The 13,289-nt window shown below is 61.7% G+C and carries 10 protein-coding genes; 4 read left to right on the top strand and 6 right to left on the bottom strand.

The features are described from left to right. Nucleotides 1-111: 111 nt before the first annotated feature. From GR197_RS13825 to GR197_RS13810, 4 genes are all read right to left on the bottom strand, one after another. On the bottom strand, nucleotides 112-1,017 hold the full coding sequence (locus tag GR197_RS13825) for a uracil-DNA glycosylase (RefSeq protein WP_164010343.1): 906 nt from the start codon (nucleotides 1,015-1,017) through the stop codon (nucleotides 112-114). Between the two features lie 68 nt (nucleotides 1,018-1,085). Continuing rightward, complete coding sequence (locus GR197_RS13820) at nucleotides 1,086-2,378, bottom strand: Hsp70 family protein (RefSeq protein WP_164010340.1); 1,293 nt, start codon at nucleotides 2,376-2,378, stop codon at nucleotides 1,086-1,088. A gap of 217 nt (nucleotides 2,379-2,595) precedes the next feature. Further along, entirely contained in the window at nucleotides 2,596-5,712 is a 3,117-nt protein-coding gene (locus tag GR197_RS13815; protein ID WP_164010338.1) for an efflux RND transporter permease subunit, read from the bottom strand. Beyond that, nucleotides 5,709-7,016, bottom strand: coding sequence for an efflux RND transporter periplasmic adaptor subunit (locus GR197_RS13810; RefSeq protein WP_164010336.1), 1,308 nt, complete (start codon nucleotides 7,014-7,016; stop codon nucleotides 5,709-5,711). The genes GR197_RS13815 and GR197_RS13810 overlap by 4 nt, the downstream gene beginning before the upstream one ends. A 292-nt stretch (nucleotides 7,017-7,308) precedes the next feature. Between GR197_RS13810 and GR197_RS13805 the strand changes: the two genes are divergently transcribed. After that, complete coding sequence (locus tag GR197_RS13805; protein ID WP_164010334.1) at nucleotides 7,309-8,187, top strand: phosphotransferase family protein; 879 nt, start codon at nucleotides 7,309-7,311, stop codon at nucleotides 8,185-8,187. A gap of 10 nt (nucleotides 8,188-8,197) precedes the next feature. On the opposite strand, the gene GR197_RS13800 is transcribed toward GR197_RS13805, so the two are convergent. Continuing rightward, the gene (locus GR197_RS13800; RefSeq protein ID WP_164010332.1) at nucleotides 8,198-8,986 is read right to left on the bottom strand and encodes an SDR family oxidoreductase; all 789 of its coding nucleotides are present in this window, start codon (nucleotides 8,984-8,986) and stop codon (nucleotides 8,198-8,200) included. A 252-nt stretch (nucleotides 8,987-9,238) separates the two neighbouring features. Between GR197_RS13800 and GR197_RS13795 the strand changes: the two genes are divergently transcribed. Continuing rightward, nucleotides 9,239-10,903: an electron transfer flavoprotein-ubiquinone oxidoreductase gene (locus GR197_RS13795; RefSeq protein ID WP_164010329.1), complete on the top strand. Its 1,665-nt coding sequence runs from the start codon at nucleotides 9,239-9,241 to the stop codon at nucleotides 10,901-10,903. Nucleotides 10,904-11,040: 137 nt separating this feature from the next. Next, nucleotides 11,041-11,655 carry a L,D-transpeptidase gene (locus tag GR197_RS13790; RefSeq protein WP_164010327.1) on the top strand — a complete coding sequence of 205 codons (615 nt, stop codon included), beginning with the start codon at nucleotides 11,041-11,043 and terminating at the stop codon, nucleotides 11,653-11,655. Between the two features lie 82 nt (nucleotides 11,656-11,737). On the opposite strand, the gene GR197_RS13785 is transcribed toward GR197_RS13790, so the two are convergent. Beyond that, on the bottom strand, nucleotides 11,738-12,643 hold the full coding sequence (locus GR197_RS13785; protein ID WP_164010325.1) for a DMT family transporter: 906 nt from the start codon (nucleotides 12,641-12,643) through the stop codon (nucleotides 11,738-11,740). Between the two features lie 96 nt (nucleotides 12,644-12,739). Between GR197_RS13785 and GR197_RS13780 the strand changes: the two genes are divergently transcribed. Further along, on the top strand, nucleotides 12,740-13,261 hold the full coding sequence (locus GR197_RS13780; RefSeq protein WP_204330203.1) for an Lrp/AsnC family transcriptional regulator: 522 nt from the start codon (nucleotides 12,740-12,742) through the stop codon (nucleotides 13,259-13,261). The last annotated feature ends 28 nt before the right edge of the window (nucleotides 13,262-13,289 follow it).

The raw sequence follows: 13,289 nt of genomic DNA, 5'->3' as shown, positions 1-13,289 counted from the left end.
CTCCCAAGACACCCCTCATATTGCGGTGCAGCATTGATTCCGCAATGCGCCACGGCGGGATGCAGCCATGCGCAAGGCGCATAGATCAATTCATAATATCTTCAACTTTGGCTAATTTCTAAGCAAGGAGAGGGACTTAAGCTTCGCTTGAAAGGCGAGCAGATCATTCCAGGCCAGCCGCTTATTGACCGGCGCGGTCAACAGATCCTGCGGATGCAGGCTGGCTATGGCAGGAATGACACAGTCTGCAGCGGTAATCTCCTTCCAGCGGCCGCGCAGGCCGTGGATCGTGTCGTTTTCGCCGAAGAAGAAGCGGGCCGAAAAATTGCCGAGCAACAGGATTACCTTGGGTTCAGCCAGGGCGATCTGCCGTTCGATGAAGGGCCGGCAGATGTCCATTTCCGCCGCCGAAGGCGCACGATTGCCCGGTGGTCGCCAGGGGATGACCTGCGTCAGCAGAACGCTCGAGCGCGTCAGCCCGATCGCCGCCAGCATCTTGTCGAACAACTGGCCGGATTTTCCCGAGAAGGGCACGCCTTCGCGATCGTCTTCGGCGCCCGGCGCCGAGCCGATCACCATGATACCGCTTTCGGCATCACCGCTGGCAAAGATGGTCGAGCGGGCGCTGTGCTTGAGGTTGCAGCCGTTGAAGGCTTCAATCGCAGTCTTGAGCTCGCTCAGGGATCGCGCGCTCTCGGCGACGAAACGCGCCTGCTGCACTGCCTCGCCGTCCGGGATCGCCGGCTGCGGGCCGGAAGCGGCGCGTTCGGCTGGAGCTGGGCGTGCCACTCCATTCGGACGCGGCGGTGTCCGACCATCCCGAGCGACGGGACCTTCCCCAGCGATGGGAGCTTGTGGCTGCGCCTGTGCCGCCGGGCGTCGGGCGGCCTTCATCGCCTCGAACTCGGCGAAGCGGTCGATCGCCTCTTCCTCCAGCAGCCATTCCACGCCGGCATCCGCGTGGAAATGCAGAAGCGCTGCAAGCTCGGCGGGGGAAAGGTCGTTGGCGGAGATCATCTGACGGGTTTAGCGGAGAGACAGTGGCATTGGAAGGGCAGGCGACAGATTGCCCACCCCTGCCGATGTTATTGCACAGTCCATTGCGCGATGTCGTCGCGTTCGCCGATCAGCGCCAGGCCATGGGCGATCGACAACAGCTCACCGCCGCTTTCGATCCGGTCGCGCTCGAAACGCTCGGTGAAGATGCGGCGCACCGCCGGCACGAAGGAGGTGCCGCCGGTCAGAAACACCTTGTCGATTTCCCCGGGCTTTGTCCTGGTCTTGTCGAGCAGGTCGTCGAGCGCGCCTTCGATACGGGCGAGATCCTCGGCGATCCAGCCTTCGAAGTCGCTGCGCCGGATGCTGCGATGTCCGCTGCGGCCGAGCGGCGCGAAATCGAAAGGCGCTTCTTCGGCGGCCGACAGCGCCATCTTTGTCGCCGACACCGCCTGATAGAGCGGATAGCCCTCGTCATGGTCGATGAGGTCGATGAAGATTTCGAGCTTTTCCGGCTCCAGGCTGGTGCGCACCAGCTTCTTCAGATCCTCGAATTCGCGCGTCGTCTTGAAGATCGACAGCTGGTTCCAGCGGCCGAAGCTGGAATAGTAGTTGGACGGGACTTCAAGGATCTTGTCGAAGCTTTTGAAATGGCTGCCCTTGCCGATCAGCGGTGCAACGATGTTGTCGATCATCCTGTAGTCGAAATGGTCGCCGGCAACGCCGACGCCGGAATGGCCGATCGGCGTTGCCGTCAGCTTGCCGGCGACCGTCGCAAAGCGGATCAGCGAATAGTCGGTCGTGCCGCCGCCGAAATCGGCAACCAGCACGGTCGCATCCTGCTTCAGGTTCTGCGCGAAGTAGAACGCGGCGGCGACCGGCTCGTAGACGTAGTGGATTTCGGGAAAGCCGAAGCGCGACAGCGCCTCGTTGTAGCGTTGGGTCGCCAGGTCAGGATCGGGGCTGGCGCCGGCAAAATGCACCGGCCGGCCGGTGACGATGCGGCTGACATCCGAAGGCCAGTGGTCGCCGGCGTAATTGCGCAGGCGCCTGACGAAAACCTCCATCAGATCCTCGAAATTATGCCGCTTGGCGTAAATCAGCGTGCCCTGGAACAGCGCGCTTGCCGCGAAGGTCTTGATCGATTGCAGAAAGCGGCATTCGCCGGGATTGTCGATGAACTGGCGGATCGCCGCATGGCCCGCCTCCACTTTCAATGCCGACGCGCCGAGTTGCGCATCCTTCATGAAGGAAAGTGCCGTGCGCATGCTGTCGGCCGTGCCTTCCGTGCTCGTGAACGCCAGCGAGCGCGTTGCCCCGCCATCCGCCATGGCGAGAACCGTATTCGTCGTGCCAAAGTCCAAACCCAGCGCCTGAGCCATGCCCGCACCTCTTCATGCCGATTGTTATTGGAGACGGAGCGTGGCTCCGCGAAGGGACGTAAGCACGCCCCGGATTCAGGAGGGCGCGTGATGCCACAGAGGCGTGACACATTCAAGAGGATGGAGGCTTGATGTGATCGCGGGCGCACTTCTTCTCCCGGTCGGGGAAAAGAAGTGCGCCGCAAGGGTTGGCAATGCTGAAATCAGAGGGCCATCATCATTCGGCAGCCATCGCCCTTACCTCCTGCACCACCGGCTCCTCGACCTTCTTTCCGCCGATCAGGCGGCCGAGGAAGTTTCCGAAGCGGTCCATCTCGACGAAGATGACGGGGGTGATGAACAGTGTCAGCATCTGCGAGACGATCAGGCCGCCGACGACGGCGATGCCGAGCGGCTGGCGCAGTTCCGAGCTTGCGCCGGTGCCGAGCGCGATCGGCAGGGCGCCGAGCAGGGCGCAGAAGGTCGTCATCATGATCGGCCGGAAGCGCCGCACGCAGGCCTCGTGGATCGCCGCCGTCGCCTTTTCGCCTGTCGTGCGCATGGTCTCCACCGCCACGTCGATCATCATGATCGCGTTTTTCTTGACGATGCCGATCAGCATCAACAGGCCGATAAGCGCGATGATCGACAGGTCGAAACCCATGATCTTCAATGCCAGCAGCGCGCCGAAGGCTGCGGCCGGCAGGCCGGAGAGGATGGTGAGCGGATGGATGAAGCTCTCATAAAGCACGCCGAGCACGACATAGATGGTTAGCACCGCCGCCAGGATCAGATAGGGCGTATTGCCCTGCGACTGCTGGAAAATCTCCGCCGTACCGCCATAGGAGGTGAAAACATCAGCCGGCGTGGCGATGTCCTTCTTGATCTGGTCGACCGCCGCCGTCGCATCGCTGAGCGAGACGCCTTCCGGCAGGTTGAAGGAAACGGTGGTCGAGACCAGCTGGCCCGTCTGGTTGATGGTGACCGGGCCGGTGGTGCGTTGCACATGGGCGAAGTTCGACAGCGGCACCAGACTGCCATTGGCGGAGGCGACCTGAATTTCCGAAAGCTTCTGGTCGTCCCAGGGTTTGCTGGTGTCGTATTCGACGATGACGTCGTAGCTGTCGCCGGTCGACTGGATTTCCGCCGCTGAATAGCCGCTGAAGGATTCCTGCAGCGTCGTGCGCAGCGTGTCGTTGTCGATCCCATAAGCGGCCGCCCGCTCGGTATCGATGACGATATTGGCCTGCAGGGCGTTGTTCTGGGCGTCCGAAGTCACGTCGGTGAACAGCCGGTCCTTGCGCATCGCCGCCTGGATCTTGCCGGCCCAGAGGTTGGTCTGATCGGCACTTAGTGCCTGCACCACCAACTGATACTGGCTGGCGGTCTGGCGGCCGCCGAAGCGCAGGCTCTGGTTCGGCGTCACGAAGGCCTGCAGTCCGGGGATCTTGTTGATCGCCGTGCGCAGTTCGCGCAGCGTCTGGTCAAGCGGCGGACGCGCCTTCTTGTCCTTGAGTTCGACGAACATCGAGCCGTTGTTCTGCGGTTTGTTCGGGTTGCCGCCGATCGTCGACATCACGTGGTTGACCGCCGGGTTGGCTTTGACGACCGCCGCCGCCTGCTGCTGCAGCGCTTCCATGGCGGAATAGGAAATGTCCTGCCGGGCCTGCGTGCTGATCGTCAGGCGGCCGATATCTTCCTGCGGGAAGAAGCTCGTAGGCAGCGTCATGAAGAGATAGATCGTCAGCGCCACCGAGGCGAGGAAAACTCCGATGATTGTGGGGCGATGCTGAAGGCACCAGCCAACCGCTTTGTCGTACCCATTGAGTGTCCGCTCGAAGCCGGCATCGAAGACGCGGATGATGAGCGGCCGGCGGCTGTGGTTATTGGACAGACGCGAGCCGAGCATCGGCGTCACGGTCAGCGAGACGATCGCCGACGAGATGATGGCGATGGCGACCACCATGCCGAATTCGTTGAACACGCGGCCGACGACGCCGCCCATCAGCAGGATCGGGATGAAGACCGCGATCAGCGACACCGACATGGAAATGATGGTGTAGCTGACTTCGCCCGCACCCTTGATCGCCGCTTCCCGCACCGGCATGCCTTCCTCGACATGGCGCAGGATGTTTTCGAGCATAACGATCGCATCATCGACCACCAGCCCCACCGCCAGCGTCAGCCCGAGCAGCGAAATGTTGTCGATGCTGTAGCCAAGCACATACATCATGCCGAAGGTCGAGATCAGCGACAGCGGAACCGCAAGTCCCGGAATGATGGTTGCGGTCGCATGGCCGGTGAAGAGGTAAATGACGAGAACGACGAGACCGATCGTCAAGAGCAGCGTGAACTTCACGTCGGAAATGGCATCGCGAATGGGTTTTGCCGCGTCGTTCATGACGACGGTGTTGACCGAGGGCGGGATTTCGGCGTGAAGCTGCGGCAGCTTGGCATTGATCGCATCGACGACATCGACCGTGTTGGCATCCGGCTGACGCTGAATGGCGAGAATGATGCCGCGCTGGCCGTCATACCAGCTGCCGGTATACTGGTTCTCGACACTGTCCTGCACATCGGCAATATCGCCGAGATGGATCGGCGCACCGTTCGGATTGGCAATGACGAGCGAGCGGAATTGTTCGGCGTTGGTGCGCTGCGTATTCGCCGTGATGGTCATGCTCTGCGAGTTGTTCTGCAGCGTTCCCACCGGCTGCTGGCTGTTGGCCGCAGCGAGCGCCTTGTTGACGGTATCGATGCCGATGCCGCGGGTCAAAAGCTTGTTCGGATCGACCTCGACGCGCACGGCATAGGTCTGCGCACCGTAGACGCTGACCTGGGCAACGCCGGGAAGCGTGGAAAGCGACGGCGAGATGATGTCCTCGGCGATCTCGTCGAGCTTGCTGCGCGGCATGGTGTTGCTCTGCACCGAGAGCAGCATCACCGGCGCATCGGCCGGATTGGTCTTGCGGTAGCTCGGCGGTGTCGTCAGATTGTCGGGCAGCTGCCTTGTCGCATGCGAGATTGCTGCCTGCACGTCGGCTGCGGCAGCGTCGATACTGCGGTTGAGATCGAACTGCAGCACGATGCTGCTGCTGCCGAGCGAACTCGAAGCGCTGATTTCGCTGATCCCGGGAATGGTCTCGAACTGCTTGATCAGCGGTGTTGCAACCGAGGTCGCCATCGTCTGCGGCGATGCGCCGCTCAATTGCGCCGAAACGTTGATCGTCGGGAAATCGACCTGCGGCAATGCGGCGACAGGTACGAGCTGGTAACCGGCAAGGCCGGCCAGAATGACGCCGATGGCAAGCAGCGTCGTCGCGACGGGCCGCTGAATACAGAAATTGGGGATCATTGCTGAGCTCCCACCGCGATCGTCTCGGACTGCTGCTGCCGAGGCTCTTCGGCGGACGCGACATCAAGCGCCTTTTCGTTGAACTGCTCGTCGATCGCCTGTTGATCGCTGAGCTGGCCCTGGCCCTCGACGACGACGTGGTCGCCCGCCGAAAGACCCGATTCGATGGCGGTGAAGCCGCCGTTTGCGCGGGCGACGGTGACCGGCGTCAGATGCGATTTGCCGTCCTTGGCGACGAAGGCGAAGAATCCCTCCGGACCAGGGCTGACGGCAACCGTCGGCACCACGACCTGCTGTTCGTCATTGTTGAAATGCACCACGATGTTGACCGACTGGCCGGGCCAGAGCGCGCCGGAGGCATTCTCGAATTTCGCCTTGGCGAGGATCGTGCCCGAGGCCGTGTCGACCGTGTTGTCGTAGAAGCTGATCTCGCCCTTTCGGACCTGTCCCTTGGTTGATTTGGGAACCGTGCTGACCTCGACCGGACCGGCTGCCAGAGCGTTTTTCAACGTCCGCAGATAGCGTTCCTGCAGGTGGAATTTCACATAGATCGGATCGTATTTGGCGATGGTGACGATTGCCGCGCCGGCACCGAGGAAAGCGCCTTTGCTGACGGCAATATCGCCGAGCCGGCCATCGAAGGGCGCGCGAATGTCGGTGTGCTCGAGGGTGACCTGATCGGAGGCAAGCGATGCTTTGTCAGCGTCGACGGTGGCTGCGGCAGTATCGCGGGCGGCGACCGCTTGGTCGAGGCTCTGCTGGGTGCCGGCCTTCTGGTCGAACAGGTCCTGCGCGCGCGTCAAGGCGGTCGCGGCCTCCGAAAGGGTGGCGGTGTCGCGCACGATCATCGCATTGTCCTTGTCGACCGCTGCCTTGGCCGTACGCCCATCCAGCTTGGCGATCAGGTCGCCGGCTTTGACGGTCGCCCCATCCTGCGCATCGATGCTGACGATCAGGCCCTGTTCTTGGGCGGCAATGGTCGTGTTGTCATCGGCATCGGCCCAGCCGGTCGCCGTCACATCCGTCGGCAGCGTCGTTTTCACCGCTGCGACTGTTTTGACGACAGTCGGGCCACCGCCGCCGCGTTTGCGCCCGCCGCCCTGATGTTGCCCACCGTTCTGCGCTTGATCGGCCTGCGCCTGATCACCCTGTGCTTGCTGCCCGCCGCCATTGCTCCCGGCCGGCTGCTTGATGAACTGCGAGAGGTAGGGAATGCGAGAGGCATAAGGGATCAGATTCCCGAATTGCCAGACGCCGACGGCGGCAACTGCGATAACGCTGACAGTGATCCAAAATTTCTTCATGGGCGACAGACCGGGTGTTGAATGGGGTTGCAAATTTTATGCCCCGATTGAACCACTTATATTGCGGCGCAAAAAAGACATAATTCCCGGGTCGCAATCACTAAGTGGTTATAACGGCTTAAATTTTTGTAATGAATATTCCGTAATATTCAAACTATACTAATATAGGCCGCGTTTACCTGAGTGCCGTTCGACGGCTGCGGCGGGAGATCCTTCGCGAGAAGACGAGATTACCCCGCCATCCGGCGATGGCACGGGAAGAATACGGAAAAACCAGAGAAGGCAGGTCGTCATGACCGAGTTGAACGCCAGCGAATTTCGCTCTCTCATCATAAGCGTGTTTCCCGAACTCACGGCCTCCGTGTTCAAGCTGGCGGCGAAGGGTTGGGACTCGCTTGCCGTCGACGTCGATGACACGTTGATCTTTAAATTTCCTCGCCATTCAGGCGCGGAAAGAGCGCTTGTCAAGGAAGCCGCCTTGCTCGACATCATCAGGCCGTCGCTGTCGATGGCGGTTCCAGACATGCGCATTCACGACGGGCCGCCGATCTTCTCCAGCCATGCCAAGCTCGAGGGGGAACATCTCATTGCCGAGGATTACGATGCGCTTGGCGAGAATTATCGTCGACGTCTCGCCGATGATCTTGCTCGTTTTTACGCCGAGCTGCACGTGCTCGATGCCGATCGCATGCGGTCGGCCGGCGCCGGGCCGATCCAGCCATGGCAATCGCCGGAGGTGGTGCGAACCAAGGCCTTACCGCTTCTGCCGCCCGACATCAGGAGCTTTGCGCAGGCCATTCTTGCCGATTTCGAAACCTTGCCGCCGGATCCTCACGGCAACATCTACGGCTTCTTCGACGGCCATGGCTGGAACATGGCTTTCGACCATGCGCAAGGGAGGCTCAACGGCATCTATGATTTCGCCGATTCGGGCTTCGGTCCGTTGCACCAAGAGTTCATCTACTCGAACTTCATCTCGCCCGATCTCACCGCCCGGATCGTATCGGCCTATGAAATGTTGACCGGACGCCGGCTCGACCGGCGGCGCATTGCGATCCTGACGGGCTTCCATCGTCTTTCCGAGCTCGCCGAATTTGCCGACGACCCCGCCTATGTCGAACAGATGATCCGAAGTGCCGCGACATGGGCTGGGGCCGTACACGCCGGCTGAGGCGAAGCCGTCAGACCGATCGGGCCGCACCGCCGTCGCAGCGGATCAGCGAGCCGGTGATGTAGCTTGCCGGCTGGCTGCAAAGGAAGGCAGCCGTTGCGGCAAATTCCTCCACCCTGCCATAGCGGCCGACCGGAATGCGCGCTTCCTTGTCGGTGCGGATATCTTCGAGGCTCTTGCCCGTCCGCTTTGCCGCCGCCCCGTCGAGATCGTCGAGTCTTGCGGTCAGGATGCTGCCCGGCAGAAGCAGGTTGGTGGTAATGCCGAAGCCGCCGACTTCGGAGGCAAGCGTTTTGCTCCAGCCGGCAAGTGCCGGGCGCAGCGTATTCGACAGCGCCAGATTGGCGATCGGTTCGATCACCCCCGAGGAGGCGACCGTCAGGATACGGCCCCATCCTTGCACCTTCATGCCGGGCAGCAGCGCATTGGTCAGCGTGATGACGCGGGCGACCATGGAGATAAAATAGGTCTCGAGCTTTTCACCGGTCATGTCCTCGGTCGTGCCGGGCTTCGGCCCGCCGGTGTTGTTGACGAGGATATCGAGCCCGCCGAATTTCTCGTTCACCGCCGCCGTCGTCGTCTCGACGAAGCGTTCATCGCCGAGATCGGCCCAGATCCAGTCGGCCCGGCCTTTGCCTTCGGCATTGATTGCCTTGCAATTGGCCTCCAGCTGCTCGCCGCTGCGCCCGCAGAGCAGCACATTTGCGCCTTCGCGCGCCAGTGCTGTGGCGATGCCAAGGCCGAGCCCACGCGAGGAGGCGAGGACGAGCGCCCGTTTGCCTTCGATGCCGAGATCCATGATCGTTCCCTCCGATATCTTTGAGCGATGTATAAGGCGCATGCGGCGGAAAAGGGAAGGGCAGGTGGTCGCTTCGGCGCCGTTTGATAATTGACGTTGACGTAAACGACATATAATTCTGGCGCCCAGGGCATATCATTGTGCGAATTGAAGATTGGCTGTCGTATCCCGGCTCGACAATGCTTTCTCGTTTTGACAAGAAAGTGCCTATGACGGGATGACGGCCGCGTGCCGCCAAGCGGAGACGAGTGAATGACCGAGACGACTGAGCTGCCCGAACGCGAGAGCATGGAATTCGACGTGGTGATCGTCGGCGCCGGTCCGGCCGGTCTTTCCGCGGCGATCCGGCTGAAGCAGGTCAATCCGGAGCTTTCGGTCGTGGTGCTGGAGAAGGGCTCGGAAGTCGGCGCTCATATTCTCTCAGGCGCCGTCGTCGATCCGATCGGCATCGATAGACTGCTGCCCGGCTGGCGCAGCGAAAGCGACCATCCCTTCAAGACCGAGGTCAATGCCGACCACTTCCTGCTGCTCGGCCCTGCCGGCTCGATCCGCCTGCCGAATTTTTTGATGCCGCCGCTGATGAACAATCACGGCAACTACATCGTCTCGCTCGGGCTCGTCTGTCGGTGGCTGGCGGCGAAAGCCGAAGAACTCGGCGTCGAGATCTATCCGGGCTTTGCCGCAACCGAAGTGCTCTACAATGACGAGGGCGCCGTCATCGGCGTCGCCACCGGCGACATGGGCATCGAGAAGAACGGCGAGCTTGGCCCGAACTATACCCGCGGCATGGAACTGCTCGGCAAATATGTGCTGATCGGCGAGGGCGTGCGCGGCTCGCTCGCCAAACAACTGATCGCCAAGTTCGATCTGCAGAAAGATCGCGAACCGCAAAAGTTCGGCATCGGCATCAAGGAGCTCTGGCAGGTCAAGCCTGAGAACCACCGTCTCGGCCTGGTGCAGCACTCCTTCGGCTGGCCGCTCGGAATGAAGACCGGCGGCGGCTCCTTCCTCTATCATCTCGAAGACAATCTGGTCGCCGTCGGCTTCGTCGTCCACCTGAACTACAAGAACCCCTATCTCTATCCCTTCGAGGAATTCCAGCGCTTCAAGACCCATCCGGCGATCCGCGGCACCTTCGAGGGTGGCAAGCGGCTGTCCTATGGCGCGCGTGCGATCACCGAGGGCGGTTACCAGTCGGTGCCGAAGCTCTCCTTCCCGGGCGGGGCGCTGATCGGCTGTTCGGCCGGTCTGGTCAACGTTCCCCGCATCAAGGGCAGTCACAATGCGGTGCTGTCGGGCATGCTGGCGGCCGAAAAGATCGCCGCCGCAATTACAGCCGGCCGCAGCCATGACGAGGTCACCGAGATCGAAACCGAATGGCGCAAGGGCGACATCGGCAAGGATCTCAAGCGGGTGCGCAACGTCAAGCCGCTGTGGTCGAAGTTCGGCACGGCGCTCGGCGTGGCTCTCGGCGGTCTCGACATGTGGACCAACACCTTGTTCGGCTTCTCGTTCTTCGGCACGCTGAAGCATGGCAAGACCGATGCGCAGTCGCTCGAGCCGGCAGCAAACCACAAGCCGATTGCCTATCCGAAACCGGATGGCGTCCTGACCTTCGACCGCCTGTCCTCGGTGTTCTTGTCGAACACCAATCACGAGGAAGACCAGCCGGTGCATCTTCAGGTCAAGGACATCGGCCTGCAGAAACGTTCGGAGCACGACATCTACGCCGGCCCGTCGACGCGTTACTGTCCGGCTGGGGTCTATGAATGGGTGGAGAAGGACGGGCAGGAGACCTTCGTCATCAACGCCCAGAACTGCGTGCACTGCAAGACCTGCGACATCAAGGATCCCAACCAGAACATCAACTGGGTACCGCCGCAGGGCGGCGAGGGGCCGGTCTATCCGAATATGTGAGGCGGATTATCCACGCCGCCGACAATTTTTACGTGCTGACGCCTTCGTGATTACTTGCGGTGGGCGGTCGTTAGCCGTTCGTTAACCATAATCTTCTTAGCTTGCGACATCTTGTTGACGCACTAAGGACACATTTTATGACGATCTCCCGCCGGGGCTTCCTGATCGCTCTGCCGCTTTTTGTCGCCGGCTGCTCTTCGACCGGCCTGAACAGCCAGACGAATTACGCCGCACTCCCGGATGAAAAATTCCCGTTGAGGCAGGTGCCGATCGACAAGATTAAGCCGGAACTCCGCCGCCAGGAAGTGGCCTATGAAACCACCCATGCGGCCGGCACCGTGATCGTCGACACACCTGCACGCCGCGCCTACTACGTGCTCGGCGATGGCAGGGCGGTGCGCTACGGCGTCGGCGTCGGTCGCGAGGGGCTGGCATTTGCCGGCGACGCCTATGTCGGCCGCAAGGCCGAATGGCCGAGCTGGACGCCCACCGAAAACATGCAGCGCCGCGAAGAGCGCTACCGCAAGCTCGCCGGCGGCATGCCGGGCGGCCCGAACAACCCGCTCGGCGCACGGGCGATGTATCTCTATCGCGGTGGCGGCGACACGCATTTTCGCATTCACGGCACCAACCAGCCGCAATCGATCGGTCTCGCCATGTCAAGCGGCTGTATCCGCATGATGAACCACGACGTGATCGATCTCTATAGCCGCGTCGAAGTCGGCGCCAGGGTCGTCGTCATCCAGGCGTGAGCGGTCCAAATCACCTTCATTGAAAAAGCCGCCGCAGCGATGGCTGTCGGCGGCTTTCGACTTTGTTGGGCCTGGCTGGCGGTCAGCTGCGCTGGGCGGCGATCCCCGTGGAAAGTGCAACGCCGATGCCGGTGATCACCGCGGCGCTGATTTCCGTCAGGCCGATCGGTTCGCCAAGCAGGAAGCCGCCGCCCAGCGTTGCCAGCACCGGCGTCAGCGCCGTGAAGGCGGCGGCCTGCGTTCCGCCGAGTGTTCTGACGGCGGTGCCGTAGGCGACCATTGCGACGAGGCCGGAAAGAATGCCCTGGCTCAACACCTGCAGGCCGATTTCCGGAAGCGGTGCCTGCGGCAGCGAGATGCCGAAGATGAGGGCAAGCGCGCCCATGATCAGGAAGGACCAGACGGCGATCAGCGCGCTTGCCTGCACGGCCGTCAGGCCCGAGCGGCGGAAGGCATGCGTATAGCTCGCCCACAAAACGGCGCCGGCCGGCAGCAGCACGAAGCTCGTCCATGGCAGCGAGGCGTCTGCAAGGCTGTGCGTGAGCAGGATCAGCACGCCGGTGACGATTGCGACCAGCCCGAAGATGCGGGTGCTATCGGGTCTTTCGCCAAACAGCACGATGCCGATCAGCGCCGCCGCAAGCGGCATCGAGCCGCCGAGCAGGATGCCTGAGGAGGCGGCCGGCGTGGAATGGATTGCCAGCGTGGTGAGCAGGAAGAAAACGGCGCCCGAGCCGGACACCATGATCGCCAGCAGATGCAGCGGCAGGGACTTCGGCAACAGCCCGGTCTTCAGCCAGACCGGCGAAAGCACCAGCGCCGGAATGCCGAAGCGGATCAGTCCGATGTCGATCGAGCCGAGCGGCGTTGCGGCGCTGTGGCGGGTGACGAGAAACCATGTCGCCCAGATCAGTACGGTAACAGTGCCGCCGGCATAACCCAGTGCCTGTGAAGGCGACTTGTCGTTCGTCAATGCAATGGTGGTCATCGTCCTGTCCTTCCCTTCGTCCGGAGCCTTTCCGGTCGAGGAAAAGATTAGCCGCACAGGGCAGGGCATGTCCTTGCTATCTCTGGCTCAAAAATCATGCTACGCGCAATCTTCTGCCAATCGACGCCAGCGAGGATCGCGAAAATGCCAAATCTCGATAAGTTCGATATTGCCATCCTGAAGTGCCTGCAGGAGGATGCGCGGGCCACCAATGTCGAAATCGCCGAGAAGGTGAACCTTTCGCCGTCGCCCTGCCTGCGCCGCATCCGCAATCTCGAACGCTCCGGCATCATCCGCGGCTACACGGCCGATATCGACCGCAAGGAGGTCGGGCTCGGCCTGACCGTCTTCGTCGAATTGAAAGTCGTTCATCACAGCCGCGAGAATTCCGACGCGCAGCAGAGGGCGCTGCTCGCCATCCCCGAGATCGTCTCATGCTTCCTGATTTCGGGCACCGCCGATTTCCTCGCCGAAGTGGTGGTCGAGGATCTCGCCGCCTACGAACGGCTTCTGACGGAAACGCTGTTGACCCTGCCGAATGTCAGCGACATCCGCTCCAACTTCGCCATCCGCAGCATCAAGACACATGGGCCGTTGAAATTGCCCGAGGGAAAATAAATCCCCTCGGGCTTGTTGCCATTTGCGG

This window comes from Rhizobium phaseoli, assembly GCF_010668805.1.
Lineage (GTDB): Bacteria > Pseudomonadota > Alphaproteobacteria > Rhizobiales > Rhizobiaceae > Rhizobium > Rhizobium phaseoli_A.
The sequence above is the reverse complement of the archived record's forward strand: the minus strand, read 5'-3'. Positions and strand labels throughout refer to the sequence as shown.